Origin of the sequence: Hyphomonas sp. NPDC076881 (assembly GCF_050269995.1) — a bacterium.
Classification (GTDB): domain Bacteria; phylum Pseudomonadota; class Alphaproteobacteria; order Caulobacterales; family Hyphomonadaceae; genus Hyphomonas.
In genome coordinates this window covers 220884-245672 of sequence record NZ_JBNNJJ010000005.1, presented here as the reverse complement: position 1 = coordinate 245672, position 24789 = coordinate 220884, and the positions used below count along the sequence as shown (strand labels likewise).

The window sequence follows — 24789 nt, the reverse complement described above, 5'->3', positions numbered from 1 at the left end:
AGAGGGGTTTTCACCGCGCCATTTCTGGATCAGCCAGGCTGGACGCAACTAGCTCCTCTCCCTCCGGGAGAGGAGGGGCCTTGAGGCCGCCCGGAGGGCGTGGGAGGTGAGGGCGGTTACCTTACCAGCCGCAGCTTTGCCCGGCGTTCTGTTCCTTCAGGTAAACCATCAGCGGGTCGAAATATTCGATGATGGCGCTGCCGTCCATTTCGCGGGTGCCGGTGAATTTTTCCAGCGTGTCGGGCCAGGGCTGGGACATGCCGGCTTCCATCATTTCCTCGAAGCGGCGGCCGACTTCCTTGTTGCCATAGATGGAGCAGCGGTGGAGCGGGCCTTCCCAGCCGGCCTGCTCGCAGGCGGCCTTGTGGAACTGGAACTGCATGATGAAGCTGAGGAAGTAGCGCAGGTAAGGCGTATTGCCCGGAATGTGATACTTCGCGCCCGGATCAAACGCATCGGCCGGGCGGGGCGCGGGCGGGATGATGCCCTGGTTCTTCAGGCGAATGTCCGTCCACGACTGGTTATACTGCTCCGGCGGGGTTTCCCCCGAAAGGACACCCCAGCGCCAGCTATCGACCGACAGGGCGAAGGGCAGGAAGGCGATCTTGTCGAGCGCGGTTCGCAACAGCAGGGCGGTATCGGCGTCCGCGCCGGGTTTTTCCGCTGCCGAGATCAGGCCGAGCTGTTCGAGATATTCCGGCGTGATGGAGAGGGCGATGAAATCCCCGATGGCTTCGTGGAAGCCGTCATGGGCGCCGTTCTTGTAAAGGTGATCCTGATAGCGGTAGGCGAGCTGGTAATAGTTGTGGCCCAGTTCGTGGTGAACGGTCTGGAAGTCTTCCGCATTCACCTGCGTACACATCTTGATACGGACATCTTCGAAATCGTCGAGATCCCAGGCGGAAGCATGGCAGACGACCTCGCGGCCTTCCGGCTTGGTGATCATCGAGCGTTCCCAGAAGGTTTGCGGGAGCGATTGCAGGCCAAGCGAAGTGAAGAAGGCTTCACCAGTCTGGACCATTTTCAAGGGCGTGTAGCCCTGTTCGTTGAGACGGGTTGTGAGATCATAGGCCGGGCTGGGCGTGTCTGTTTTCAGGATGTCATACACGCCTGACCATTGCTGGGCCCACATATTGCCGAGCAGGTCTGCGCGGATCGGGCCGGTGGCGGGCTGGACCGCATCGCCATAATAGGTGTTGAGGCGGCCGCGCGCATAGCAGTGCAGTTCCTTGTAGAGGGGCTCTACCTGCGTCCACAGGCGCTGAACTTCGGCCTCCATCTCAGCCGGTTTCATGTCGTAGTTCGACAGCCACATCTGATCGAGGCTGGGATAGCCCAGCTCGCGGGCGCCTTCATTGGCGATGGTGACCATGCGGGCATAATCCGGCGCCATGGGTGCGGCGATGGAATGCCAGCCTTCCCAGACGGCCTGAAGCTCGGCCGGGTTGCGGGATTTCTCGATGATGCGGGAGGCTTCCAGAAGGTCGATCTCGCGGCCCTGGAACATGAACTTGCCGGTGGAATAGGTCGCATCGAGCTTTGTCGTGATGTCGGCGAGTTCCTCGGCAGCGCCTTCTCGAGACGGTGCAGGCAGGGTGATGCCGCTGCGCAGGATTTGGATCTTGCGGGCCTCTTCCGGCGGCAGCGTCTTCACATCGAACCGTTTGGAGGCATTGGCGAGGCTGACGACCAGCTTGGTCATCTCGGCGCCCTGCTGGGCGGCCGCGGCATTGGTTTCCGGGGTGATGTTGGTGGCCTGCTCCCAATAGGCCTGCGCGGCCAGATGGCTTTTCGCGGCGATCTGGCTTTCGGCATCCTTGAGGAAGGCGCGGGCCTCAATGGCACGTTCTTCCATCGCGATGGCGGCAGGGTCGATCCGGGTTTTTGCGGGGCCGCAGGCCGCCAGCGCAGCCGCAAGGGCCAGCAGGCTGGCGGATATGGCGGCAGGTTTGAGGAATTGACGCATCATTGACGAAGCCCTCCCAGGCAATGCGGGGGCAGGAGACCGCGAACCGGCCCTTACGTCAATTGTCTCTGTTGCGGGGCTTCAGGGCGCCCGCGTTTTCAGGGCCAGGGCGTGAAGAACGCCGCCCATGTCGCCCTTCAGGGCATCATAGACCATCTGATGCTGGCGGACGCGGGGCACCCCGGCAAATGCGGCGCTGATGATCTCTGCCTGCCAGTGATTGTCGTCGCCGGCGAGGTCGGTGAGGGTGATTTCGGCGTCGGGGAATGCTTCGGTCAGGTATTTCATCAGCGTGTCGCGGCTCATGCCCATGGCAGGTCTCCGGGGTCATTCAGGTGACTAGGCACATGCGGCGGCACACCTTATGGGTCAAGGCATGAGCGACACGAAACCTGCGACACCTCACGGGCCCTTTTCTCCCCGAAACCTGCTGATCGGCGCTGTTCTGGCGATTGCCCTTCTGCTTGGCGGCTGGCTGCTGTGGCCGAAAGGGGGGGAGGATCTGCCTGGCGTGACCTACCGGCCGGTCTATGTGGATGCCGGGGAGATGCTGCATCTGGCGCAGGTGCTGTCCTCCGACGCGCTGCAGGGGCGGGCGAGCGGCACGGCAGGGAATGAGGCGGCGCGCGGCTTCATCCACAAGCGGTTTGAGGAGATCGGCCTGCTGCCGCTGCCGGGGTTTACAGCTTACACGCATACCTTCCCGATTGTGCCGCGCGAGGCGGACGCGGCGCCGATCGTGGGGGCAAACCTGATCGGCTATATTCCGGGTAAGACGCCGGGCGTCGGCCCCGCGCTGCTGGTGACGGCGCATTATGATCATCTCGGCGTGCGCGAGGGGGAGATTTATAATGGGGCGGATGACAATGCCTCGGGCGCTTCGGCGCTGGTGGCGGTGGCGGAGTATTTCGCGCTGCACCGGCCAGAGCATGACATGGTGATCGCCGCGCTGGACGCTGAAGAGATCGGCCTTCTGGGCGCGCGGGCATTGGCGCGGATGGAGGGGTTTGATCTTTCGCGCGTGGCGCTGAACCTCAATTTCGACATGGTGGGCCGCTCAGAAGCCGGCGAACTTTATGTGGCGGGCACCTATCACACGCCGGAGCTGGCCGGGATCATTTCGGGGATTGCCACCGGCGCGCCGGTGACGCTGCTGATGGGGCATGACCGGCCGGAAGATGGGCCCAACGACTGGACGCTGCAATCGGACCATGCCGTGTTCCACCGGTTGGGTATTCCGATCCTCTATTTCGGGGTGGAGGATCATCCGGGTTACCACAATCCGTCGGACGATTTCGAAAACCTGACGCTCGACTTCTTCGTGCGCGCGGCGGACACGCTGGTGATGGCGGCCCGGGCGGTGGACGCAAGACTGGCAGAGATCAACACGCTGCGCCGGGAACCGGCCGGCGAAACGCTTCAAACGGAAGGAAACGCGCAATGACCACCACCACGGTCTCCCATATCCTCAAGGCTTCGACCCAACAGACCATCGGCGCCCTGAAGGGCATTCTGATCAAGGGCGAGGCCTATGCCCGCCAGATGAATGTCGAGGACAGCGTGCTGCTCTCTCATCGTCTCTATCCGGACATGTTTGACCTGACGCGCCAGGTGCAGATTGCCTGTGATAGCGTGGCGCGGGGCGCGGCGCGGCTGGCGGGGCTGGAGATGCCGTCATTCCCCGATACGGAGCAGACCTTCGGTGAGCTGATGGCGCGCTGCGACAAGGTGATAGCCTATGTGAACGGCGTGGACAGTGCAAAGATCGACGCCAATACCAATGTCACCCTGCAGATCCCGATGGGCGCCAACGCGATGCCCATGGAAGGCAAGGCCTACCTTTCGGGTTTCATTCTGACCAATCTGCATTTTCATGCGGCGATAGCCTACGCCCTGCTGCGGTCGCAGGGGCTGAACATCGGCAAGCGGGACTATCTCGTGCCGGCCGAGTGACATTTGCGTCATTAATCAGATTACGGATTATACAGATTTTGAAGCGGCGGGCCGAAAGGTTCGCCGTTTTCCGTTTTGATACAAGGCCGACGGGGAAAATAGCATAAATTCAGAGGTTTCTGAGGAACCGTGATGCTGTTGCAACAGCTGCAGATTTCGAAACATTCACTGGAACTTCTTTCCCGCCGGCGCCGTTGTTTGTGTGCTTCGCCCGAATGGCGTGCATCAAACTCAGGTAGCGTTCTTGAAGGAGAAAACATGTTCAGATCCCTGCTTATCGCGACGGCTGCAACTGGCCTGGCCGCCGCTGCCCATGCACAGGATGCCGGCCCCTATCTGGAAGGCGGATACCAGTATTTCGACATCAAGCCCGACGGCGCAGAAAGCGGCGTTGACACCCATGGTATCGCGGCGCGCGCCGGGTATCGTTTCAACAATATCTTCAGTCTTGAAACCGAACTCGCCACCGGCATCGACGACGGTGAGTTTGACTTCAATGTGGATGAGGATGAATTCAATTTCGACGACAACAATGACGGCGATCTCAGCGATGTGATTGCGGCGTCCGGCGACATTGGCCTCAACTACCTTGTCGGCATCTATGGCAAGGCAAACCTTCCGCTGACGGAGCGCCTGAACGCCTACGCCCGCGCAGGCTATGCCTATGTCGACCTTGATGCCTCACTGGAGACACCCGGCGGGAATTTCATCAATGTGGAAGATTCTGCCGATGGCCCAGCTTTCGGTGCCGGCATGAGTTACGACCTCACCGACAATCTCTACCTCAAGGGTGACTACACTTATTACTCGTTCGACAGCACGGACACGAGCGGTGTGATGCTGGGTGTCGGCTACAAGTTCTGATCGGAGCAGTAGCCGCGAGGGCGCCCTTTCCCACTTCCCTGGGAAAGGGCGTTAGCCGTTCAGGCGGGGCGAAACCGGCGGTGGCCCAGCGTGGTGATATTTGCTGCCAGATGAGTTGGGGAAGTGGTGGTCGTCAGGACGATGTCGGCTCCGGCTTCGTCATAGGCCCAGTTGAGCGCCCCGTCCGGCGTGCCTGTGGTGATGGGTTCTGGCGCGGGGGCGCGCATCGCAAGGCGCTTGGCGGTTCGCCATAACTGCCCGCGCGTCATCTTTCCATGAGGGCGAAGCCCGCCCAGAACTTCTATGGCAAAGACCGCGCGGCCTTCAGCCCGTGCGCGCTGCGCCAATTCTGGACCGGGATTACCGGGTACCCTGTTCAGCGGCAGCATGACGGCTTCGAAAACGGGATCATCCAGAGCGGTGAGCGCATCTTCCGTGCGCCCCGCAATTCCGAAATGATGGACCAAGCCGCTTGTGCGCATATCTGTCAGCAGGCAGATGACCTCTGCCGTGACCTCGCTTCGGGCGGGGCCGTGGAGCCATAGAAGATCAATGGCGGGGCGCCCGAGACGCTGGAGCGAAGCCTCAATGGAGGCGCGCAGGCCGGCTGGCGAGAAATCTCTGGAGCGTTTTTTCAGGCCGCTGGAAAGGAGGCCTGCCTTGGTCATGACGAAGGCATCTGCGCGGCGGGCCAGCGCCCGGCCCAGCCGGATTTCGCCAAGACCGCCGCCATAGGATGGGCCGGTGTCGAAGATGGCGCCGCCCCCCTCCAGCATCTGATGAATGAGCGCGTCACAGGCGCGATCCGGCACCAGAGGTGTAGCAAGCGGGCCGCTGACACCGAAGCCGAAGGCAGGTAGACAGGATAGCCGATCTGCCAGGGTCATCGCGCGGCCCCCGTTCAGTCTACAGCGCTCATATAGCCGGGCAGCCAGCCTTCGTGTGCTTCGCGCAGGGTTTTCAGTGGCAGGACGGTTTTCTCGCCCTTGCGGACATCATGGAGAAGCGTGATCGCACCGGTATTGTCGACGCTGCCGACGTAAAGCGCGGGGACATCCCCGATCAGGTCGAACACGGCGTCTTCGCTTCTGGCGGCGACGAGGTAGCGGCCCTGGCTTTCGCTGAAGAGAGCGGCGAGGGCGCCGATGCGCGCAAGGCGGTCGCCCAGGTCCAGCGTGACGCCGACATTGCCGGCGAGGGCCATCTCGGCAGCCGCAGCAGCAAGACCGCCATCGCTGACATCGTGGACAGCATGGACGGCGCCGCTGGAGATGAGGGAGCGCACGGCGGCAGCGTTGGCGATCTCCGTTTCAAGGTCCACCGGCGGGGGCGGGCCGAGATCGTCCCCCTTCAGGCCGAGCCATTTGCGGGCATAGAGCGAGGCGCCGAAATCTACCTCGGTTTCGCCGATCAGGACGAGTGCATCGCCCGGCTGGGCGCCTTTAAGGGTTGCGATCTTCGAGAGGTCATCAATGAGGCCGACGCCGCCGACGACGGGCGTGGGCGGAATGGCCTTGCCATCGGTCTCGTTATACAGCGACACGTTGCCGGAGACGACGGGGAAGTTCAGCACACGGCAGGCTTCGGCCATGCCTTCGATGGCCTTGACGATATAGCCCATCGTGGCGGGCTTTTCGGGGTTGCCGAAGTTCAGGTTATCGGTGATGGCGATGGGCGTGGCGCCGACAGCGGAGAGGTTGCGGTAAGCTTCGGCCACGGCCTGCTTGCCACCTTCATAGGGATCGGCGGAGACATAATGCGGGTTGCAGTCCGAACAGATGGCAAGGGCCTTGTTGGTGCCATGGACGCGAACGATGGCCGCGTCGCCGCCCGACTGGGAGCTGTCTATCGTGTCGTTCATGACGTGGCGGTCATATTGTTCCCAGACCCAGCGTTTGGAGGCCATGTCTGGTGTCGACATCAGCTTCAGCAGAACGTCTGCATAGTTGGCGGGGGCGGGGTGTTTTGCAATGTCGAAAGCCGGACGCTTTGGTGGCTCCGTCCACGGACGGTCATAGTTCGGAGCATCTTCGCCAAGCGGCGCAACGGGAATGTCGCACACCACTTCGCCGAACTGCTTGAGCACGAGGCGGCCGGTTTCAGTGGTGATGCCGATCACTTCGGCGTCGAGATCCCACTTGTCGAAGATCGCCTTGGCCACGGCTTCCTTGCCGGGCTTCAGGATCATCAGCATACGTTCCTGGCTTTCCGACAGCATGATTTCGTATGCCGTCATGCCGGTTTCGCGCTGGGGCACTTTGTCGAGGTCCATCTCGATGCCGACGCCGCCCTTGTCGGCCATCTCCACCGAAGAGGAGGTGAGGCCGGCCGCGCCCATGTCCTGGATGGACTGGATCGCGTCGGTGGCCATCAGCTCAAGGCAGGCTTCGATCAGGAGTTTTTCGGTGAAGGGGTCGCCGACCTGAACGGTGGGGCGGTTGTCTTCCTCGCCTTCGGTGAATTCGGCTGAGGCCATCGTGGCGCCGTGGATGCCGTCGCGGCCGGTCTTGGAGCCGACATAGAGGATCGGCAGGCCGGGCAGCGCGCCGCGCGCATAGAAGATCTTGTCCTGATCAGCGAGGCCGACGGCCATCGCGTTGACCAGGATGTTGCCGTTATAGCCTTCGTCAAACTGGGTTTCGCCGGCCACTGTGGGCACGCCGACGCAGTTGCCATAGCCGCCGATGCCGGCCACGACGCCGGAGACGAGCTGGCGGGTTTTCGGGTGGCCCGGGTCTCCGAAACGCAGGGCGTTGACGAGGGCTACCGGGCGGGCGCCCATGGTGAACACATCGCGCAGGATGCCGCCGACGCCTGTGGCTGCGCCCTGATAAGGCTCAATATAGGAGGGGTGGTTGTGGCTCTCCATCTTGAAGATGGCGGCCTGGCCATCGCCGATGTCGATCACGCCGGCATTCTCGCCGGGGCCCTGGATGACGCGCGGGCCTTTGGTGGGGAATTTCGACAGGTGGCGGCGCGAGGATTTGTAGGAGCAATGCTCCGACCACATGACCGAATAGATGCCGAGTTCGACAAGGTTCGGATTGCGGCTCAGGCGGCTGACCAGCCGCTCCCATTCATCGGCCTTGATGCCGTGCCCGGCGCCGGAGGCGGCGTCCTGCTCGGCTTTGAGATGGGAAAGAATGGCAGCGGTATCAGTCATCGGTTTGGCCCGTGAGGTAAGATTTGGCGCAGCGCTATTCGGGTTCGCGGCTGGGTTCAACCCGCGCGCTTTAACCTGCGGCGGCGCGCTCGGCCAGCCTTGTTGTGTCATCGGCGCGGGGCAGGGTGGACAAAACGTGACGCATGCGTCACTTTTGTGGCGGGAGGAATTGAAAATGGTTGAAACTTTGCCCGGCTTTGCGGGCGAGATGATCGCGCGTGTTCGCGCGCCGTTGGCGCAGGCGTGGACCTTGCCGGCGGCGGCGTACACTTCCGGGGAGATTTATGCGCGCGAGGAGGCGCGGATTTTCCGGCGCAGCTGGTGGCCGCTGGCACGGCTGGATCAGGTGGGTCAGCCTGGGGATTACCTCTCGCTCGATCTGGCAGGGCAGCCGGTGATGGTGGTGCACGGGCATGATGGCAGGGTGCGCGTACTGTCGCGCGTCTGCCGCCACCGGGCGGCGCTGGTGGCCGAAGGGACGGGAAACCGGAAACTTTTCACCTGCCCGTATCATTCCTGGAGCTATGATACGGGTGGGGCGCTGGTGCGCGCGCCGCTCATGGAGGGCGCAGAAGGGTTTGACCCGGCCGCTTGCAACCTGCCTGAAATCCGCAGCGAGGTTTGGGAGGGGTTCATTCTGGCCAACCTGGACGCCGAAGCGCCGTCCTTTGCGCAGCAGGTGGAGACCTACACGCGCTATTTCGAGAATTTCCGCCTGTCTGACCTGATCGTGGCGCGGACGCTGGACTTCGAGCATGGCTGGAACTGGAAGGTGCTGGCCGAGAATTTCATGGAGGCTTACCACCATATCGGCGTGCATCCGGAAACGTTTGAGCCGGCCTTCCATGCCCGCGATTCCCGCGTGCCGGAGAGCGATGGGCCATGGTCTATCCTGCACATGCCCTCGGCCCATCCCGATGAGCCCTCCATTCTGCCGCCGCCGCCGGGGCTGGAGGATTGGCAGGACAAGGATCTGTTTGCCTCGGCCGCCTTTCCGCATTTCCTGCTCGGCATCCAGGGCGCGTCGGTGCTCTGGTATCAGCTCTTTCCAAAGGGCCCAGACAGGCTGAGCCTAAAGATCCATATCTGCCTGCCCTTCTGGCTGAAGGAAGCCGAAGGGTTTGAGGAAATCGTTGAAGGCACAGCGCAGTTTGCCACCGCGATCCATATGGAAGACATCGCCGCCAATGACAGCGTCTGGGCCGGGCTGAGCGCGCCGCTGACCGGGCAGGGGCGGCTATCCCCGCTGGAGAAATCGATCTGGCAGATGAACCAGTGGTGGCTGGATCAGATGACGGGAGTGTAACGCTCCGGCGGCTTGGCGGAAGGCGCGGCGCACGGCTAGAGAGGACGGGCAACCACGGAGCCCCCCATGCCACAGCTTGCCCGCCGGACCGTTCTTCTGGGTATGGGGGCAAGCGCGCTTGCCGCGTGCGCCAGCCAGCCTGTGACGATGCCGGCGGCGCCGCTTGCGCGGCCCTTTCCGAAGGTGCTTTCCCAGCGGGACCGGATTACGCGGACGGTGGTGGGCCTGCGCCCGTTCCGGCCTCAGGGGTTCCGGCTGGAGGCGGAGCGCTTTGGCGACAAGACCGTGATCCACAATTACGGCCATGGCGGCTGCGGCGTGACCCTTTCCTGGGGCACCAGCCAGCGCGCGGCTGTGATGGCGGGAGAGGCCGGGCGGCTGGATGTGGCGATCCTTGGCGGCGGGGTGATGGGGCTGACGAGCGCGCTGATCCTGGCGCGGCGGGGCCACGCCGTGACGGTGTATGCGGAGCTGATGCATCCGAACACGACCTCAAATATTGCCGGCGCGCTGTGGCTGCCCTCAAGCCTCTATGACCGGGACGTGGCGAGCGAGGAATTCCTGCGGCTCAACTGGCAGGTGACGCGCGAGGCGCATCGCGGATTTCTGCCTTATGTGAACCGGCCGGGCTATGGCGTCAGCTGGGTGCAGCATTCGGAAGTGTCCAACCGGGTGCGGGATCCGCGCTGGGCGCTGCCGGGCGGGGATGATCTGTATCCGGATCTTGACGTGCGCACCACGGAGACGCGGTTTGGCTTTCCCTATGAGGAACGCTATCACGCGATGATGATCGACCCGGACTATTATCTCGACATGCTGATGAAGGATGCCCAGCTTGCCGGGGCAAAGTTCGTTGCGCGGCGGTTTGAAACGCTTGAGGAAGTTCTCGCCCTGCCGCAGCCGGTGGTGGTGAACTGCACGGGGCTGGGCGCCGCGAAACTGTTTGGCGATGAAACGCTGATGCCGATCCGGGGGCAGCTGTCGCATCTGCTGCCGCAGCCGGAGATCGACTATTCGTATACCGCGCCGGGGACGGGCGGGGCGCTCTACATGTTCCCGCGCAAGACAGGGCTGGTGCTTGGCGGCAGCCATGGGCGCGGGGATTTCTCGATGGATGTGAGCGAGGAAGAACTGACCCGCATGATCGATGGCCACGCCGCGCTGGCCGAGCGGGCGGCGTTTTCGACACGGACCTCAAACTAGGCCATTTCTGGGCAATTCTGCGGCGGGCGAAACCTGCGGCTTTCTGATGCGTTGGCCATTTCAAGTGACGCACCAGAGGAGCTAAATCATGCGGAACCCATTGATTGCCCTTATTCCGGCCGCGCTGATTGCAGGCGCTGCTTATGCCCAGACTGAGCCGCAGGCGACTGACCCTCAGCCGGCTGAAGCGATTGAAGCAGACGTTGACGAGCAGGCAGAGGAAGAAGAGGAAGCTCCGCCCCCGCCGGAAGCAGTGGTTGTTGAGGCGCAGGGAAGCTGGGGCCGCTCGGCCACGGCGGGCCGCGATACCGTAACCTATACGTCTACGGACGGTGAGGAACTCTTTTCGGCGACGTGCATGACGGCGGATACTGAAATGGGTGACCGGATTCTGCAGATCAAGGCAGTTTCCGCTGAGGACACGGTGGGGGCCATCGACATGTTCACTTCGGCCGGCAATGCCCGCCTTCCCGCTACGCCCGGCATGACGCCGGATACGGCAGAGGGCCTGACGGAAGCGGTGAGCCATCCGGCCTATGTGCTGGCGTCCGGCGCCGGGGAAATCAAGATCACGTCTGGCGCGCGGGGCATCGTATTCGAGACCGACCCGATGCTGAAAAGCGTGATCCGCGACTGCTACCCTGATTTTGCCGCCGGTTTTGCTGCTGCTCCGGAGACGGAGGAAGAGGCAGAGGATGCGCTGGCAGAAGAGGCCGAGCCGAACAGCTAAGCCGGCGACAATCCCCAAATATTACGGCCGCCTGGGATCAGGCGGCCGTTTCTATTTCGGAAAGGTGGCGCTGTTTGTCCGCCTCCGGAAGGAAGCTGGCGGTGAAACTGTTGCGGGCGAGTTGGATGAGCTGCTGATCCGACAGGCCGAGCGCGGCGGCAGTCTGCTCATAGTTGCGGCCGATATAGCCGCCGAAATAGGCCGGGTCATCGGAATTGACGGTGACGAGAAGGCCCGCTTCGAGCTGGGCCTTGACGGGGCTCTGCTTCAGATCGTCAATGACGCAGAGCGACAGGTTGGACAGCGGGCAATTGGTCAGCGGGATCTGCATTTCACGGATCATGCTGACGAGTTCGGGATCTTCCATACAGCGGTTGCCATGGTCGATGCGGTCTACGCCGATATCCAGCAGGGCTTCGCGGACATAAGAGGGCGGGCCTTCTTCGCCAGCATGCATGCAGAGTTTGAAGCCCATCTCCCGGCAACGCTGGTAAAGGCGCTCGAACTTCAGCGGCGGGTGGCCCATTTCCGAGGAGTCCAGGCCGACGCCGATGAATTTGTCGTGCCAGGGCTCGGACTCCACCAGCAGGTCAAAGCCGTCTTCTTCAGAAAGATGCCGCAGGAAACTCATGATGAGATAGGAGCTGATGCCGAGTTCCTGTTCGCCCTTCCGGATGGCGGCGAGGATGCCATCGGTGACGACGCCGAAGGGCACCCCGCGCTCGGTATGGGCCTGGGGATCGTAGAACATCTCGACATGGCGCACATTGTCGGCCTTCGCGCGCTGGAGGTAGGCCCAGGTCAGGTCGAAGAAGTCCTCCTCGGTGCGCAGCACCTGCATGCCCTGATAATAGAGATCGAGGAATTCCTGCAGGTTTGAGAAGTTGTAGGCGGCTTTTGCGTCTTCCAGCGTCTTGAAGGGCAGGGTGATCCTGTTGCGCTCGGCCAGCGCCATCATCAGTTCCGGCTCGAAGCTGCCTTCGATGTGGAGGTGAAGCTCAGCCTTGGGCAGGCGGGCGATGAGGTCTGTCTGTGTCATGGCTTGCCTTCGGCGCTTCCTGAGAGAAACAGATTCCACATAGCAGGCCTAACCGGCAACCGCCTGGCCATGATTGGCTGCGATGAATTGCAGTATTGCGGAAATCAGGCCGCCGCCATCAGGCTCTTGAACAGGGCGATGCCGTCGGTGCCGCCTTCATGGCCGCCGATGGCGCGTTCGGGGTGGGGCATCATGCCGAGGATGCGGCCGTTTTCCGAGAGGATGCCGGCGATATCTCGCGCGGCGCCGTTGGGGTTTTCGCCCGCGGCATAGCGGAAGGCGACGCGGCCTTCGCCTTCCAGGCGGTCCAGCGTAGCGTCATCGGCAAAGAAGTTGCCTTCGGCATGGGCGATCGGGATGACGACTTCGCTGCCGCCGGTATAGGCGCTGGTGAAGGCGGTGTTGCTGCTCTCGACTTTCAGTTTCTGTGGGCGGCAGACGAAGTGGAGCGAGGCATTGCGGACGAGCGCGCCGGGCAGGAGGCCCGTCTCGGTGAGAATCTGGAAGCCGTTGCAGACGCCGAGGATATAGCCGCCGCGTTCGGCATGGGCTTTGAGCTGCGAGATGATGGGCGAGTTGCCCGCCATGGCGCCGCAGCGCAGATAGTCGCCGTAGGAGAAGCCGCCGGGTACCATCACAAGGTCTGTTCCGGCGGGGATTTCCCCATCCTTGTGCCAGACCATGGCCGGGGCCTTGCCGGTCAGCTTGGCCAGCGCATCATGCGCGTCACGATCACAGTTCGAGCCGGGAAAGACGATAACAGCGGATTTCATGGGCGCTCTTTAGCAAAGAGTCGGAGCGTTTGGAAACGGGAATGACGCTGGCCCGCGCAGTGAGGCAATTAAGCCACATAAGGCGTTGAAAGGATTGGAAGAGGCTTGCCCGAATGCCGGCTCCGGGCCATCTTCCTTTCACCACACACAGGAGAAATCAGATGAAAAAAGTGATGATGGCTCTGATCGCAGTCGTTGCCCTGCCGGCGCTGGCAGCCTGCAACACGATTGAAGGCGTTGGCAAAGACGTGAAGGCCGGTGGCCAGGCTGTCGAAGAGACTGCCAAGGAAGTCAAAGAAGAGATCACGAAGTAAGATCTTCCGGCAGGCGGCGGGGCGCGATGCCTTGCCGCCTGTTCCTATTTGCCCTGGAAGATGAACCAGGCGCCCAGCGCGATGAGGCCGAACCCGATGGCGTGGTTCCAGCCGAGCGGCTCTTTGAGTACCCATACCGAAAATCCGGCGAACACGATCAGGGTGATGACCTCCTGGATCGTTTTCAGTTCCGCCGCCGAATAGACCGAATGGCCCCAGCGGTTGGCCGGCACGGCGAAGATGTACTCGATCAGCGCGATGCCCCAGCTGGCCAGGATCACCAGCACCAGCGGTACTGTCTTGAATTTGAGGTGGCCATACCAGGCCAGGGTCATGAAGAGGTTGGAAATCGACAGAAGGACAATCGGCAGGACATGCGGCGGCATGAGGGGCTCCGGAAAGCGGGCGAGGGTCAGTCTTCAAATGTGGCGATCACCGGCACATGGTCTGACGGTTTCTCCAAGGCGCGGGCCTTCCGGTAGATTTCGATGCCTGTGAGCCGGTCGGTCATGCGGGGGCAGGCGAGGATGTGGTCGATCCGGATGCCGTGATCTTTCTGGAAGGCGCCGCCCTGATAATCCCAGAAGGTGTATTGGTGGGCGCGGCCATCGCAGGCTTTGAAGGCATCGGTGAGGCCAAGATGCTTAAGCCGGCGCCAGGCAGCGCGGGTTTCCGGCAGGCCGAGGGCATCTGTGTTCCAGACGGTATCATCCCAGCAATCTTCCGGGGCGGGAATGGCGTTATAGTCCCCGCAGAGCACGAAAGGCTCCTCCGCTTTCAGGAGGCTGCGGGTATGATCTTCCAGCGCGGCGATCCATTCCAGCTTGTAGTCATATTTCTCGCCGGGCGCGGGATTGCCGTTGGGCAGGTAGAGCCCGCAGACGCGCACGGGCCGCTCTGCCAGCACGGTGGCTTCTATATATCGGGCTTGATCGTCCTTCAGGGTGGACATCTCCCGGGTGACATCCTGCAGGGGGAATTTCGACAGGATGGCCACGCCATTATAGCTTTTCTGGCCATGGACGGCGCAGTTCCAGCCCATTTCCTCGATCTCGAGATAGGGGAAGGCATCCGTTTCGCACTTCAGTTCCTGCAGGCAGACCACATCTGCCTTGATATCGTTCAGCACCTGCAGAACAGTCGGCAGGCGGGCTTTCATCGAATTGACATTCCAGGTCGCTATACGCATGCGGTAACCTCTTAAGCAGCTTCGCGCCATTGTTCCAGCAGCGGCGGGGCTCTATACTCGCATAAACCTGAGGAGTCGCGTTCATGGCGCCAAGCTGGATTCAAATTCTGATCGTGGTCGTCATCGCCCTGCTGCTGTTCGGCGGCCGGGGGCGCATTTCGTCCATCATGGGCGACATGGCCAAAGGGATTGGCGCCTTCCGCAAGGGCCTCAAGGATGAGGAAGCCAAGCCGGTGACGAAGGACGAGATGGTCGACATCACGCCCAAGAAGGACGAAACGAAGACCTCGTCCTGATGACGCAAGCGGAGGGCGGATAGCCATGCTGCCCGGCATCGGGTTTTCCGAATTATTGCTGATTGGCCTAGCGGCCCTGATCATCATTGGTCCCAAGGACCTGCCGATGATGATGCGCAAGCTTGGCCAGATCATGGGCAAGGGCCGGCGCATGGCGCGCGAGTTCCAGGCGGCGTTTGACGATATTGCGCGTCAGAGCGAGCTGGACGAGCTGAAGAAGGAAATTCAGGAGCTGCGCAAGTCCAACACGCTGACCTCCGCGCAGGATGACCTGGCCGCGTATGAGGCGGATGTGAACTCCGCCATCATGCGCGAACACCCGGCTACGGCCCCGCCGCCGCCCGAAGAGCCGGAGAGCAAGCCGGACGAGCTGCCGGATGCGGCGCCGGCCAGCAAGGGCGGCCCCGCATGAGCCACGCCACCCCCAAGGACGAGCAACCCGAAATCCTCGACGATGAGGTGGAATCCAGCCGCGCGCCGCTGCTGGACCATCTGATCGAGCTGCGCGGGCGGCTGATCAAGATGCTGCTGGCGCTGGCCGTGGCGACGATTGCGGCCTTCTTCTTTGCCGACCAGATATACAATCTTCTGGTGGCGCCGTTTGCGTCGGTTGCCGAAGACGTGCGCGGCTCGAAGCTGGAGTTCATCTTCACCGCGCCGATGGAATTCTTCTTCGCCAAGCTGAAGCTGGCGCTGTTTGCGGGCGTGTTTATGGCTTTCCCCGTGATCGCCTGGCAGATTTATGCCTTCGTTGCGCCGGGGCTTTACAAAACCGAGCGTGGGGCGTTCTGGCCTTATCTTGTCTTCGCGCCGATCCTCTTTTCGCTGGGCGCGGCGTTTGTGTATTTCATCATGCTGCCGATGCTGGCGCGCTTCACCGTTTCGATGGAACAGGTGGACGCCGCGCAGACGACCATCAAGATGATGCCGCGCGTGGGGGATTATCTGTCTCTCGTGATGTCGCTGATGCTGGCGTTTGGGATTTCGTTCCAGTTGCCGGTGATCCTGACCCTTCTGGGAAAGATTGGCCTCGTATCTTCATCGGGGCTCGGCAAAGGGCGCAAATACGCCATCGTCGGCATCCTTGCCTTTGCCGCCGTGTTTACGCCGCCGGACGCTATTTCACAGCTTCTTCTGGCGGCGCCGGTCTACCTTCTCTACGAGATTTCCATCTTCTGCGTGCGCATGATCGAGCGGAAGGCGGAAAAAGAAGAAGCGGCGGCAGCGGCCGAATGATTTTCCCTGCAGCGGCAGCGTTGCAATTTGCCTTGAGGTGTTGAACCTAGGCGCCGGATAGAAACCCCATCGTCTCCCGAGAAACGAGGAGCCTGCCCGAGTGTCGCGCGTTAAAAGCGTCCTGCTGGTCGATTTCGACAATATCTACGGCGCGACCAGTGAAGAGGTTGTCAGCGGACTGTCCAATTGGCTGCTCTGGCTGGAGGATGGCGCCTTCTCGCCGAAGAATCGCCGCCGCCGTTTCATCGACAAGCGCGTCTACTGGAACCTGCAATTCGACAAATACCGACCGGAATTTGAACGGGCGGGTTTCTCTGCCTTCAACTGCCGGGCGCTGGCCAAGCGCAAGATCAGCGCGGGCAAGAGCTCTGCCGACATCGTGCTGACGATGGACGCGATTGAAATCGCGCTGGTGAATGAGGATGTCGAGGAGTTCGTCATCCTGACGACCGACTCAGATTTTGTGCCGGTGGTGAACCGTGTGCAGGCCGGGGAGCTGAGGGTGGTGACCTGCGGCAAGGAAACCGACCCCACCTATGAGCTGTTCAGCCAGTATGCCGATGCCGCGATCCATATCAGCGCGCTGAAGGCGGCTTTCGGGTATGAGCGCGCCAAGCGCAAATGGTATGCCCTGCGCTCGCCCCCGCCGGAGATTGCGCCGCTGACGCTGGTGAGGGAGCGCCGCTCGCCGCTGATGGGCCGGGTGCGCGCCGCGCTGGAGACGAGCGAGGCGCCCAAGGACGGGCCGGCGCCAGAACTGCTGCGCGCGGCGGCGATCATCAAGGAGCTGGGCGAGCGGATGCCGGATCAGCCGCTGTCCAAATCGCGGATCGTGCGGGCGCTGAGCCTCATTCAGGAGTTCACGCCCACCTATCAGGCGGGCCTGCGCCCCTGGTTTGGCCACAAGAACTTCGCCGCGATGATGCGCCGCCTGTCACAGATACAGCCGGCCATCGAGGTGACCACGCTGGGTAAGAACAAGGTGGAGACGGTTTGGCGCGAGCCTGCTGAGGCGCCGCCGCCGAAGCCCAAGGCGCCCCCGCCTGCGCCTGTGGATGATGAGCCCGAGGCCCGCCTGCTGCCGCGCGAGCGCACGCCTCTGGCGCTGCTGGCCGAGGCGGCGAAGGATGTGGACCTGCCCGATCCTGTAGAGGACACGGCAGAAGAGGCCCCCGAAGAGGACGCCGAGGCCGAGGACTCCGAGGCCGAGGGGATGACCAGCCGGGTGTGACCTGTGGACAGGAGGGGGCGGCGCGGATTAGAGCCTTCCCATTACCCACTGACCCCAGAGCCTGAGGCTTCCCAATGTTCGATATCCGCGCCATTCGCGAAAACCCTGACCAATTCATCCGTGCCTGGAACCGCCGGAAAGAAGGTCTGGGCTCATCGTCCGTCGCGAAGATACTGGAGCTGGACAGGGCCTGGCGCGAGGCGACCACCGCCAAGCAGGACGCCGAAAGCGCCCGCAATGCCAATTCCAAGCTGATCGGTCAGGCGAAAGCCAAGAAGGACGAGGCAGAGGCCGCGCGCCTGATGGCGCTGGTGGCCGACGCGAAGACCACCATCGAGCAGGCGAGCGAGGCGGAAGAGACCGCGCGCAAGGCGCTGGACGATCTGCTGATGGGCCTGCCGAACCTGCCGCTGGACGAAGTGCCTGAAGGCAGCGACGAGCATGGCAATGTCGAGCAGCATACATGGGGCGAGCCGAAGCTGATCAATGATCCCAAGGACCATGCGGACCTCGGCGAAGCCCTGAAAGGGCAGGGCGGGTTTCCGTTGATGGACTTTGAAGCCGCCGCCCGAATGAGCGGCGCGCGCTTCGTGGCCCTGCGCGGCAAGCTGACCCGGCTGGAACGGGCGCTGGCGAACTTCATGCTCGACCTTCAGACGACGGAGCATGGGTATGAGGAGGTTAGTCCTCCGTTCTTGGTCAAAGATCAAGCTTTGCTTGGTACAGGTCAGTTGCCAAAATTCGAAGAGGACTTGTTCCGCACCGCTGCCAAGACTCAAGAAATATTTCGACAGATGGACAGATTGTCTAACGAGTTCGAAAAAAATGAAGATTTTGTAGCGGCAATTAAACAAGTACCTACTGGTCCAAATCGTTTGTTGGATGCCATTAAAACCGCTCAGGTGGTGTTTGGCGAATACAATTCTATGCGCCTTAAATTTATGCTGGATAAAACGGTGCAGGATTGGCCATTTGTTGGCTACCTCATCCCAACCGCAGAAGTTCCCCTCACCAATCTCGTCCGTGAACAGATCCTCGAGGCTTCGCAGCTCCCCCTCCGCTTCACCGCCCACACACCCTGCTTCCGGTCCGAAGCGGGCAGCGCGGGGCGGGATACCAAGGGCATGATCCGGCAGCACCAGTTCAACAAGGTGGAGCTGGTCTCCATCGTGGCGAATGAGGAAGAGGGGCTGAAGGAGTTGGAGCGGATGACGGGGTGTGCGGAGGAAGTTCTGAAGCGCCTTGAGCTGCCCTTCCGCCGCATGCTGCTGTGCACCGGCGATATGGGCGCGGGCGCGCGCAAGACCTATGACCTCGAAGTGTGGCTGCCCTCGCAGAACACCTATCGGGAGATTTCCTCCTGCTCTTACTGCGGGGACTTCCAGGCCCGCCGCATGGACGCGCGCTACCGGCCTGAGCCGAAGGCGAAGCCTGAATATGTTCACACGCTGAACGGATCGGGCCTCGCGGTTGGCCGCACGCTGGTGGCCGTGCTGGAGAATTATCAGAATGCGGACGGCTCGATAACGGTGCCCAAAGCGCTGGTGCCTTATATGGGCGGGGTAGAGGTTATCAACTAAGCCCCTTCTCCCTTGGGGGCTTACGAGGATATGAAATCGCACTGCGATTTCCCGAGTAAGGGGTTGGGGATGAGGGGGCGAGGCAGGGAAATGCGGCTGACGCCGCAGCCCTCACCCCCAGCCCCTCTCCCGCAAGCGGGAGAGGGGAGTTAGAAGGGTGATATGAGAATTCTCCTGACCAATGATGACGGCATCAATGCCCCCGGCCTCTCCGTGCTGGAGGAGATTGCCAAGGAGCTTTCCGATGACATCTGGATTGCTGCGCCAGAGGAAGAACAATCCGGCAAGGGGCGGGCGATTTCGCTGACGCAGCCTGTGCGGGTGCGCAAGGTGGGGGCGAAGGCCTGGGCGGTTGCGGGATCGCCGTCGGACGCTGTTCTGCTGGCGCTGCGCGATCTGATGCCGGAGATGCCGGATCTTGTGCTCTCTGGCGTCAATCGCGGGCAGAACATTGCCGAGGATACGAGCTTTTCCGGCACCATTGCGGCAGCGATGTTCGGGATGCAGCTCGGCGTGCCGTCGATCGCGCTGAGCCAGGCGCAGAATTTCCGCGAGCGCGGCTCCCTCTCCTGGGAAACGGCCAAGGCCTGGGGCGCCAAGGCGATCCGCCCGCTGCTGGAGATGGGCTGGCCCAATGACGTGGTGATGAATGTGAACTTCCCGGATGTGGAGCCCGGCGATGTGCGCGGCATCCAGATCACCCGGCAGGGCTTCCGCGATGAGGCGATCATCCATACCGACCGCCGCGAAGACCTGCGCGGGAATGATTATTACTGGATCGGCTATCGCGGGAAGCTGTCCAAGCCCGATGAAGGCACCGACATCCGCGCGATCTATGACGGCTATGTCTCCATCTCTCCGCTGCATGTGGACTTGACGCACGAGCCGTTCCTGAAAACCCTGAAGGAGTCATGGCAGAGCTGATCGCCGATCCCTTCCGCGCTGCGCGGCTTCTCCTGCATCTGCGGCAGGAGGGGGTGACCGATCCTCTGGTGCTGGCGGCGATGGAGACCATCGGCCGCGCCGCCTTTGTGGACGCGCCGGGGCTGGAGGCGTTGGCGTTTGAGGATGCGATGCTGCCCATCCCGTGCGGGCAGGTGATGCTGCGCCCCTCTGCAACCGGTCATCTGCTGCAGGCGTTGGGCCTGACGCGGGAGGGGGATGCGCGCGTGCTGCTGGTGGGGTTTGGCGCTGGCTATATGGCGGCGCTGCTGGCTCAGCTCGCCGGGCATGTGTTTGCGGTGGAGCGGTTCGGGCGGCTGGCTGAGGAAGGGCGCGCGCGGATGGCGCGGCTGGGCATCGCGAATGTGTCAATCGCCCATGGCGACGGCCTCCATGGCTGGGCTGAGCAGGGGCCGTTCGATGCTATCGTGCTGGCGGGGGCGGTTGAGAGCGTGCCCGAGGGCCTGGCTGCGCAGCTGACCCGGCAGGGACGGCTTATTGTGCCGGTGGTGGCCGGGACGGCCCAGACCAGCCTGGTGCGCGTTGCCGCAACGGGCGAGGTAATCGGGCGCCAGCCCCTCTTCCAATGGATGCCCCGGCTTGTCGAAGGGCGCGCGCAAGTGCTTTGAATGCAGGGGGAATCGCCTGCAGGGGTAGTTTGCCAAGCTGGGGTTGCCCCGCTATACGCCTCAGTTCCCTTTTCCCGCCGCAGAACTATCTGGAGAATGCCGACATGTCCGCCCGCTTCCTGACGCTCGCTTTCATTTCGGCCACGCTGGCTATGCCTGCGATGGCGCAAGGCGCCCCCGCTTCTCCTGGCGGCGGCCTGATGATGCAGCTGGTGATGTTCCTGCCGCTCATCTTGATCTTCTACTTCCTGCTGATCCGCCCGCAGCAACAGCGCGCCAAGAAGCACACCGAAATGGTGAACAATATCAAGCGCGGCGATACCGTGGTCACCTCCGGCGGCCTGATCGGCAAGGTGAACAAGGTCAGCGATACCGAGATTTCCCTTGATCTGGCAGAGAATGTCCGCGTCCGCGTCATCAAGTCGATGGTGATTGAAGTGCGCAACAAGGCTGAGCCGGTTCCCGCGAACGACTGATCGCCCGGTCTCCTCTCCAAGCAATAGGATAGCGCAATGCTTCAGTTTCCGGCGTGGAAAGTTCTGGTGGTATTCGGGGTGCTGATCTGGGGCGTGATCATGGCGCTTCCGAATGCCGTGAACATGTCGAATGCGCCGGGCTTTCTGCCCAAGAAAGCGGTCAATCTTGGCCTCGATCTTCGCGGCGGTGTGTATCTCGAGATGGAGATCCCCGCGACGGAGGTGATCAGCAGCCGGCTTGAGGTGTTTGCGCGCGATGTGCGTTCGGCCTTTGCCCGTACCTCGGAGCGTGATCCGATCTTCTTCCAGCCGGAACTGCGCGGCCGGAGCATGCTGATCAAGCTCAGCCGGGCCGATGCAGACGGCAACTTCCCGGTGGAGGATGCCCTGCGGCGCCTCGACCGGATCAACAGCCCGATTGAAGGCGGCCTTGGCGGCGGCAAGACGTTCGACATCTCCCGGGCGGGGCCGGACAGCATCCTTGTGGGTGTCTCCTCGGCGTCTGAAACGGCGATGTTGCAGGACGCGCTGAACAAGACCATGACCATCGTGCGCCGCCGGGTGGACCCGGACGGCGTGGCCGAAATCTCGCTGACGCCCTCGGGCAGCAACCGCATCGTTCTGGAAGCACCGGGCGAGCCGGACCCGGAACGCCTGAAGGATCTTCTGAGCCGCGATGGCCGGATGACATTCAACCTGGTCGAATCCAGCCCGGCAGAGATTGCTTCGGCCCAGGCCGGTGTCCTCAAGCCGGGCTTCCGGCTGCTGGAAGGGCCGGAGACAGGGCCGCTGCTGGTGCGCGAGATCCCTGAAGTGGTCGGCTCAGATATTGCCACGGCCAGCCAGGGCAATGACGAGGCCAACCGCCCGCAGATCAACTTCCGCCTCAACGCCAATGGCGCGCGCAAGTTCTACGAAACGACGCGGAACAATTCGGGCAAGCTGTTCGCCATCGTGCTTGATGATGTGATCATGTCAGCCCCGCGCATCAACGAGCCGATCCCGGGCGGCAATGTGCGTATCACCGGCTCTTTCACCATCGAGCAGGCACAGGACCTTGCCGCGATCATCGCGGCGGGGGAGATGCCGGCCAAGGTGCAGTTCCTCGACCAGCGGGTCGTCTCCTCCACGCTGGGGGAAGACTCCATCGAGTCTGGCTTCCGGGCGGCGGTCGTTGGCCTCGCGCTGGTGGCTGTGTTCATGGTCCTGGCCTATGGCCTGCAGGGCATGTTTGCGGTGTTTTCGCTGATAGCGAACGTGATCCTGATCTTCGCGGCGTTGTCGCTGGTTGGCGCCACGCTGACCCTGCCGGGGATCGCCGGTATCATCCTGACCATCGGTATGGCGGTGGACGCCAACGTGCTGGTGTTCGAGCGGATACGCGAGGAACAGAATAACGGCCGGTCGATCTGGACGGCGGTGCAGGCGGGCTATGAGCGCGCGCTGGTCACCATTCTGGACGCCAACGTCACGACGCTGTTTGCGGCGGTGATCCTCTACACGCTCGGGTCTGGCCCGGTGAAAGGCTTCGCCGTGACGCTGGCCTTCGGCATCGTGACCTCTGTGTTCACTGCTTTCGTGTTCACGCGGATGCTGACGGTCTTCTGGATGAAGGCATTCAAGACCAAGAGCTTTGCGGTTTAGGCGGGTAGGAGCAGAAGAGATGCTGATCAAATACTGGCCTAAAGAGACCAACATCCCCTTCATGCGCTATCGCTATGTCGGCGTGGTGCTGTCGGTTCTGATGATGATCGCCTCGGTCTATCTGGTGATGACCAGAGGGCTCAATCTCGGCGTAGACTTTGCCGGCGGCTCGGTGATCGAGCTGCGGCAGACGGAGCAGGTGACGGTGCCCGAAGTGCGCAGCCGCATTCAGGGCAGCCTGACTGTAAACTCGGCCACCAATGCCAATGGAGAACTGGTGGTCATCCGTTTTGGTGATCTCGACCCGTCTCTGCTGGGCCCGGAGTTCCAGGCACTCTCGGACGAAGACAAGGCGGACCGGCAGTCTGCCGCGTCCAACACCTATGTCGTCAATGCGCTCAAGCAGGAGTTCAATCTCACCGACGCAGACATCCTGCGGAACGATTCGGTGGGGCCGAAGGTATCCGGTGAACTGTTCCGGGAAGGGATGATTGCGCTCGGGGTGGCGACGATCATGATGTTTCTCTACATCGCCTTCCGGTACACATGGTCCTATGCCGTGGGCGGCATTGCTGCGCTGGTGCACGACGCGGTCGGCACCATTGGCCTCTTCTCGCTGCTGCAGCTGGAATTTGACCTCACGACGATTGCGGCGCTGCTGACGATCATCGGCTATTCGGTGAACGATTCCGTGGTCGTGTTCGACCGGATCCGGGAGATCCGGCGGAAGTATAAGCAGATGCCGGCCACCGAGGTGATCGACATTGCCACCAACCAGACACTCTCCCGCACATTCCTGACGGGCGGCACGACGATCATCGCCGTTCTGGCCATCGTCATCTTCGGTGGCCCGGTGCTGCAGGGGATGAGCGTGGCGATGATCTGGGGGATCGTCATCGGCACCTATTCGTCGATCTATTTTGCTGCCGCGATCGTCCTGATGCTGGGCGTCGACATCAACCGCAAGCCGGTGGAAGACACGCCGGGCTTTGAGGCGATGCCGTAACTGGCGGGTATCCAAGACAAAGAAAAAGGCCGGACCCTTCGCAAGGTCCGGCCTTTTTCTTACTCGGCGTGATGTGGTCTCAGACGTTGAAGCGGAACAGCATCACATCGCCGTCCTGGACGATGTATTCCTTGCCTTCGGAGCGCATTTTGCCGGCCTCCTTGGCGCCGACTTCGCCGCCGCAGGCCACGTAGTCGTCAAAGGCGATGGTCTCGGCGCGGATGAAGCCCTTTTCAAAGTCACCATGGATGACGCCGGCCGCTTTCGGGGCAGTCCAGCCCTTGTGGATGGTCCAGGCGCGGGCCTCTTTCGGGCCGGCGGTGAAATAGGTCTGCAGGCCCAAAAGCTCGTAGCCCGCGCGGATGAGGCGGGTCAAGCCGGCTTCTTCCAGGCCGAGGGTTTCGAGGAATTCCTTGCTCTCGGCATCGTCCAGCATGGCGAGTTCGGATTCGATCTGGGCGGAAATGACGACCGCGATGGCGCCTTCCTGCCGGGCGCGCTCTTCAACCTGTTTGGAATAGGCGTTGCCGGTGGCCGCGCTGGCTTCATCGACATTGGCGACAAACAGGATCGGCTTGGCGGTCAGCAGCTGGAGCATGTTCCAGGCTTTTAGATCATCGGTGGGGACCTTGGCCTTGCGGGCAGGGCGGCCCTCCTTCAGCTCGTTCAGCGCCAGATCCATCAGCGCCACCTGCGCTTTGGCATCCTTGTCGCCGGAATTGGCTTTCTTGATGAGGTTTGCCTTGCGTTTTTCCAGGCTGTCGAGATCGGCCAGCATCAGCTCGGTTTCGACCACTTCGAAGTCGGCAATCGGGTCTACCTTGCCGCGGACATGCGTGATGTCGTCATTCTCGAAGCAGCGCAGCACATAGATGACGGCGTCCGTTTCGCGGATATTGGCGAGGAATTTGTTGCCGAGGCCTTCGCCCTGGCTGGCGCCTTCCACCAGGCCGGCAATGTCCACGAAGTTCATGCGGGCCGGAATGATCTCTTTCGAGCCAGCAACCTGCGCCAGTTTGGTCAGGCGCGGCTCAGGCACGGCGACTTCGCCCACATTCGGCTCGATGGTGCAGAACGGGTAATTGGCGGCCTGTGCGGCTGCCGTCTGTGTCAGAGCATTGAAAAGGGTGGACTTGCCAACATTCGGCAGGCCAACGATACCGCATTTGAAGCCCATGGGGCGAATACCTCTAAAATTCCTGAAAGGGCGCCTTAGCCCCTTTCGCTCCTGAAAAACAGGCACAAAAAT

26 protein-coding genes are annotated in these 24789 nt (G+C 62.1%); 17 read left to right on the top strand and 9 right to left on the bottom strand.

Translation table 11 applies throughout. The features are described 5' to 3' along the window. Positions 1-121: 121 nt before the first annotated feature. Together ACQKI2_RS07880 and ACQKI2_RS07875 are read right to left on the bottom strand one after the other, a co-directional pair. The gene (locus tag ACQKI2_RS07880) at positions 122-1969 is read right to left on the bottom strand and encodes a M2 family metallopeptidase (protein ID WP_427379140.1); all 1848 of its coding nucleotides are present in this window, start codon (positions 1967-1969) and stop codon (positions 122-124) included. Between the two features lie 78 nt (positions 1970-2047). Further along, positions 2048-2278: a BolA/IbaG family iron-sulfur metabolism protein gene (locus tag ACQKI2_RS07875; protein WP_427379139.1), complete on the bottom strand. Its 231-nt coding sequence runs from the start codon at positions 2276-2278 to the stop codon at positions 2048-2050. Between the two features lie 64 nt (positions 2279-2342). Here ACQKI2_RS07875 and ACQKI2_RS07870 point away from each other — a divergent pair, with 64 nt between their 5' ends. The 3 genes from ACQKI2_RS07870 to ACQKI2_RS07860 all read left to right on the top strand — a co-directional run bounded on the left by ACQKI2_RS07870 (position 2343) and on the right by ACQKI2_RS07860 (position 4783). Continuing rightward, positions 2343-3410, top strand: coding sequence for a M28 family peptidase (locus tag ACQKI2_RS07870; RefSeq protein ID WP_427379138.1), 1068 nt, complete (start codon positions 2343-2345; stop codon positions 3408-3410). Next, positions 3407-3919: a DUF1993 domain-containing protein gene (locus ACQKI2_RS07865; RefSeq protein WP_427379137.1), complete on the top strand. Its 513-nt coding sequence runs from the start codon at positions 3407-3409 to the stop codon at positions 3917-3919. Before ACQKI2_RS07870 ends, ACQKI2_RS07865 begins: the two co-directional genes overlap by 4 nt. A 258-nt stretch (positions 3920-4177) precedes the next feature. After that, positions 4178-4783 carry a porin family protein gene (locus tag ACQKI2_RS07860; protein ID WP_427379136.1) on the top strand — a complete coding sequence of 202 codons (606 nt, stop codon included), beginning with the start codon at positions 4178-4180 and terminating at the stop codon, positions 4781-4783. A 59-nt stretch (positions 4784-4842) separates the two neighbouring features. On the opposite strand, the gene ACQKI2_RS07855 is transcribed toward ACQKI2_RS07860, so the two are convergent. Both ACQKI2_RS07855 and purL read right to left on the bottom strand, forming a co-directional pair. Next, positions 4843-5670, bottom strand: coding sequence for an aldo/keto reductase (locus ACQKI2_RS07855; protein WP_427379135.1), 828 nt, complete (start codon positions 5668-5670; stop codon positions 4843-4845). 14 nt (positions 5671-5684) lie between these two features. Further along, positions 5685-7946, bottom strand: a complete 2262-nt coding sequence (gene purL, locus ACQKI2_RS07850) for a phosphoribosylformylglycinamidine synthase subunit PurL (RefSeq protein ID WP_427379134.1) — start codon at positions 7944-7946, stop codon at positions 5685-5687. Positions 7947-8121: 175 nt separating this feature from the next. Here purL and ACQKI2_RS07845 point away from each other — a divergent pair, with 175 nt between their 5' ends. The 3 genes from ACQKI2_RS07845 (at position 8122) to ACQKI2_RS07835 (ending at position 11185) form a co-directional block, all read left to right on the top strand. Next, positions 8122-9252: an aromatic ring-hydroxylating oxygenase subunit alpha gene (locus ACQKI2_RS07845; protein ID WP_427379133.1), complete on the top strand. Its 1131-nt coding sequence runs from the start codon at positions 8122-8124 to the stop codon at positions 9250-9252. A gap of 66 nt (positions 9253-9318) precedes the next feature. Continuing rightward, entirely contained in the window at positions 9319-10455 is a 1137-nt protein-coding gene (locus tag ACQKI2_RS07840) for an FAD-dependent oxidoreductase (RefSeq protein WP_427379132.1), read from the top strand. A gap of 88 nt (positions 10456-10543) precedes the next feature. After that, on the top strand, positions 10544-11185 hold the full coding sequence (locus tag ACQKI2_RS07835; protein WP_427379131.1) for a hypothetical protein: 642 nt from the start codon (positions 10544-10546) through the stop codon (positions 11183-11185). 37 nt (positions 11186-11222) lie between these two features. Here the strand turns inward: ACQKI2_RS07835 and ACQKI2_RS07830 are convergent, their stop codons facing one another. Beyond that, the gene (locus tag ACQKI2_RS07830; RefSeq protein WP_427379130.1) at positions 11223-12224 is read right to left on the bottom strand and encodes an adenosine deaminase; all 1002 of its coding nucleotides are present in this window, start codon (positions 12222-12224) and stop codon (positions 11223-11225) included. A gap of 104 nt (positions 12225-12328) precedes the next feature. After that, entirely contained in the window at positions 12329-12997 is a 669-nt protein-coding gene (gene purQ / locus ACQKI2_RS07825) for a phosphoribosylformylglycinamidine synthase subunit PurQ (RefSeq protein ID WP_427379129.1), read from the bottom strand. A gap of 161 nt (positions 12998-13158) precedes the next feature. Here purQ and ACQKI2_RS07820 point away from each other — a divergent pair, with 161 nt between their 5' ends. Further along, entirely contained in the window at positions 13159-13311 is a 153-nt protein-coding gene (locus ACQKI2_RS07820) for an entericidin A/B family lipoprotein (protein WP_084324201.1), read from the top strand. A 44-nt stretch (positions 13312-13355) separates the two neighbouring features. On the opposite strand, the gene ACQKI2_RS07815 is transcribed toward ACQKI2_RS07820, so the two are convergent. Then, positions 13356-13697 carry a DMT family protein gene (locus tag ACQKI2_RS07815; protein WP_427379128.1) on the bottom strand — a complete coding sequence of 114 codons (342 nt, stop codon included), beginning with the start codon at positions 13695-13697 and terminating at the stop codon, positions 13356-13358. A 26-nt stretch (positions 13698-13723) separates the two neighbouring features. After that, the gene (gene xth, locus ACQKI2_RS07810) at positions 13724-14500 is read right to left on the bottom strand and encodes an exodeoxyribonuclease III (protein WP_427379127.1); all 777 of its coding nucleotides are present in this window, start codon (positions 14498-14500) and stop codon (positions 13724-13726) included. 83 nt (positions 14501-14583) lie between these two features. Here xth and tatA point away from each other — a divergent pair, with 83 nt between their 5' ends. The 10 genes from tatA (at position 14584) to secF (ending at position 23540) form a co-directional block, all read left to right on the top strand. After that, positions 14584-14796, top strand: a complete 213-nt coding sequence (gene tatA, locus ACQKI2_RS07805) for a twin-arginine translocase TatA/TatE family subunit (protein ID WP_035595995.1) — start codon at positions 14584-14586, stop codon at positions 14794-14796. Positions 14797-14821: 25 nt separating this feature from the next. Next, positions 14822-15208, top strand: coding sequence for a Sec-independent protein translocase protein TatB (gene tatB, locus ACQKI2_RS07800; protein ID WP_427379126.1), 387 nt, complete (start codon positions 14822-14824; stop codon positions 15206-15208). Continuing rightward, positions 15205-16032 (top strand): twin-arginine translocase subunit TatC, encoded by an 828-nt coding sequence (tatC, locus tag ACQKI2_RS07795; RefSeq protein WP_427379125.1) that lies wholly within the window; start codon positions 15205-15207, stop codon positions 16030-16032. The genes tatB and tatC overlap by 4 nt, the downstream gene beginning before the upstream one ends. Before the next feature lie 100 nt (positions 16033-16132). Then, on the top strand, positions 16133-17263 hold the full coding sequence (locus ACQKI2_RS07790; protein ID WP_427379124.1) for an NYN domain-containing protein: 1131 nt from the start codon (positions 16133-16135) through the stop codon (positions 17261-17263). Between the two features lie 74 nt (positions 17264-17337). Beyond that, complete coding sequence (serS, locus tag ACQKI2_RS07785) at positions 17338-18843, top strand: serine--tRNA ligase (protein ID WP_427379123.1); 1506 nt, start codon at positions 17338-17340, stop codon at positions 18841-18843. 162 nt (positions 18844-19005) lie between these two features. Beyond that, positions 19006-19767 (top strand): 5'/3'-nucleotidase SurE, encoded by a 762-nt coding sequence (surE, locus tag ACQKI2_RS07780; RefSeq protein ID WP_427379122.1) that lies wholly within the window; start codon positions 19006-19008, stop codon positions 19765-19767. Continuing rightward, positions 19755-20414, top strand: a complete 660-nt coding sequence (locus tag ACQKI2_RS07775) for a protein-L-isoaspartate O-methyltransferase family protein (RefSeq protein WP_427379121.1) — start codon at positions 19755-19757, stop codon at positions 20412-20414. Before surE ends, ACQKI2_RS07775 begins: the two co-directional genes overlap by 13 nt. 104 nt (positions 20415-20518) lie before the next feature. Further along, positions 20519-20890, top strand: coding sequence for a preprotein translocase subunit YajC (yajC, locus tag ACQKI2_RS07770; protein ID WP_427379120.1), 372 nt, complete (start codon positions 20519-20521; stop codon positions 20888-20890). 36 nt (positions 20891-20926) lie between these two features. Further along, positions 20927-22534 (top strand): protein translocase subunit SecD, encoded by a 1608-nt coding sequence (secD, locus tag ACQKI2_RS07765; protein WP_427379119.1) that lies wholly within the window; start codon positions 20927-20929, stop codon positions 22532-22534. A gap of 19 nt (positions 22535-22553) precedes the next feature. Further along, positions 22554-23540 (top strand): protein translocase subunit SecF, encoded by a 987-nt coding sequence (gene secF, locus ACQKI2_RS07760; protein WP_427379118.1) that lies wholly within the window; start codon positions 22554-22556, stop codon positions 23538-23540. A gap of 79 nt (positions 23541-23619) precedes the next feature. Here the strand turns inward: secF and ychF are convergent, their stop codons facing one another. Further along, positions 23620-24717 (bottom strand): redox-regulated ATPase YchF, encoded by a 1098-nt coding sequence (ychF, locus tag ACQKI2_RS07755; protein WP_427379117.1) that lies wholly within the window; start codon positions 24715-24717, stop codon positions 23620-23622. Positions 24718-24789 lie beyond the last annotated feature (72 nt).

Bases quoted from the DNA above. Each gene is read 5' to 3' on its own strand.
- purL (WP_427379134.1), bottom strand. From the start codon at position 7,946: ATGACTGATACCGCTGCCATTCTTTCCCATCTCAAAGCCGAGCAGGAC.
- ACQKI2_RS07815 (WP_427379128.1), bottom strand. From the start codon at position 13,697: ATGCCGCCGCATGTCCTGCCGATTGTCCTTCTGTCGATTTCCAACCTC.
- yajC (WP_427379120.1), top strand. From the start codon at position 20,519: ATGTCCGCCCGCTTCCTGACGCTCGCTTTCATTTCGGCCACGCTGGCT.
- ACQKI2_RS07820 (WP_084324201.1), top strand. From the start codon at position 13,159: ATGAAAAAAGTGATGATGGCTCTGATCGCAGTCGTTGCCCTGCCGGCG.
- tatC (WP_427379125.1), top strand. From the start codon at position 15,205: ATGAGCCACGCCACCCCCAAGGACGAGCAACCCGAAATCCTCGACGAT.
- ACQKI2_RS07870 (WP_427379138.1), top strand. From the start codon at position 2,343: ATGAGCGACACGAAACCTGCGACACCTCACGGGCCCTTTTCTCCCCGA.
- xth (WP_427379127.1), bottom strand. From the start codon at position 14,500: ATGCGTATAGCGACCTGGAATGTCAATTCGATGAAAGCCCGCCTGCCG.
- ACQKI2_RS07875 (WP_427379139.1), bottom strand. From the start codon at position 2,278: ATGGGCATGAGCCGCGACACGCTGATGAAATACCTGACCGAAGCATTC.
- secD (WP_427379119.1), top strand. From the start codon at position 20,927: ATGCTTCAGTTTCCGGCGTGGAAAGTTCTGGTGGTATTCGGGGTGCTG.
- ACQKI2_RS07845 (WP_427379133.1), top strand. From the start codon at position 8,122: ATGGTTGAAACTTTGCCCGGCTTTGCGGGCGAGATGATCGCGCGTGTT.
- surE (WP_427379122.1), top strand. From the start codon at position 19,006: ATGAGAATTCTCCTGACCAATGATGACGGCATCAATGCCCCCGGCCTC.
- ACQKI2_RS07840 (WP_427379132.1), top strand. From the start codon at position 9,319: ATGCCACAGCTTGCCCGCCGGACCGTTCTTCTGGGTATGGGGGCAAGC.
- ACQKI2_RS07880 (WP_427379140.1), bottom strand. From the start codon at position 1,969: ATGATGCGTCAATTCCTCAAACCTGCCGCCATATCCGCCAGCCTGCTG.
- purQ (WP_427379129.1), bottom strand. From the start codon at position 12,997: ATGAAATCCGCTGTTATCGTCTTTCCCGGCTCGAACTGTGATCGTGAC.
- ACQKI2_RS07855 (WP_427379135.1), bottom strand. From the start codon at position 5,670: ATGACCCTGGCAGATCGGCTATCCTGTCTACCTGCCTTCGGCTTCGGT.
- ychF (WP_427379117.1), bottom strand. From the start codon at position 24,717: ATGGGCTTCAAATGCGGTATCGTTGGCCTGCCGAATGTTGGCAAGTCC.
- tatB (WP_427379126.1), top strand. From the start codon at position 14,822: ATGCTGCCCGGCATCGGGTTTTCCGAATTATTGCTGATTGGCCTAGCG.
- serS (WP_427379123.1), top strand. From the start codon at position 17,338: ATGTTCGATATCCGCGCCATTCGCGAAAACCCTGACCAATTCATCCGT.
- ACQKI2_RS07865 (WP_427379137.1), top strand. From the start codon at position 3,407: ATGACCACCACCACGGTCTCCCATATCCTCAAGGCTTCGACCCAACAG.
- secF (WP_427379118.1), top strand. From the start codon at position 22,554: ATGCTGATCAAATACTGGCCTAAAGAGACCAACATCCCCTTCATGCGC.
- tatA (WP_035595995.1), top strand. From the start codon at position 14,584: ATGGCGCCAAGCTGGATTCAAATTCTGATCGTGGTCGTCATCGCCCTG.
- ACQKI2_RS07860 (WP_427379136.1), top strand. From the start codon at position 4,178: ATGTTCAGATCCCTGCTTATCGCGACGGCTGCAACTGGCCTGGCCGCC.
- ACQKI2_RS07835 (WP_427379131.1), top strand. From the start codon at position 10,544: ATGCGGAACCCATTGATTGCCCTTATTCCGGCCGCGCTGATTGCAGGC.
- ACQKI2_RS07830 (WP_427379130.1), bottom strand. From the start codon at position 12,224: ATGACACAGACAGACCTCATCGCCCGCCTGCCCAAGGCTGAGCTTCAC.
- ACQKI2_RS07775 (WP_427379121.1), top strand. From the start codon at position 19,755: ATGGCAGAGCTGATCGCCGATCCCTTCCGCGCTGCGCGGCTTCTCCTG.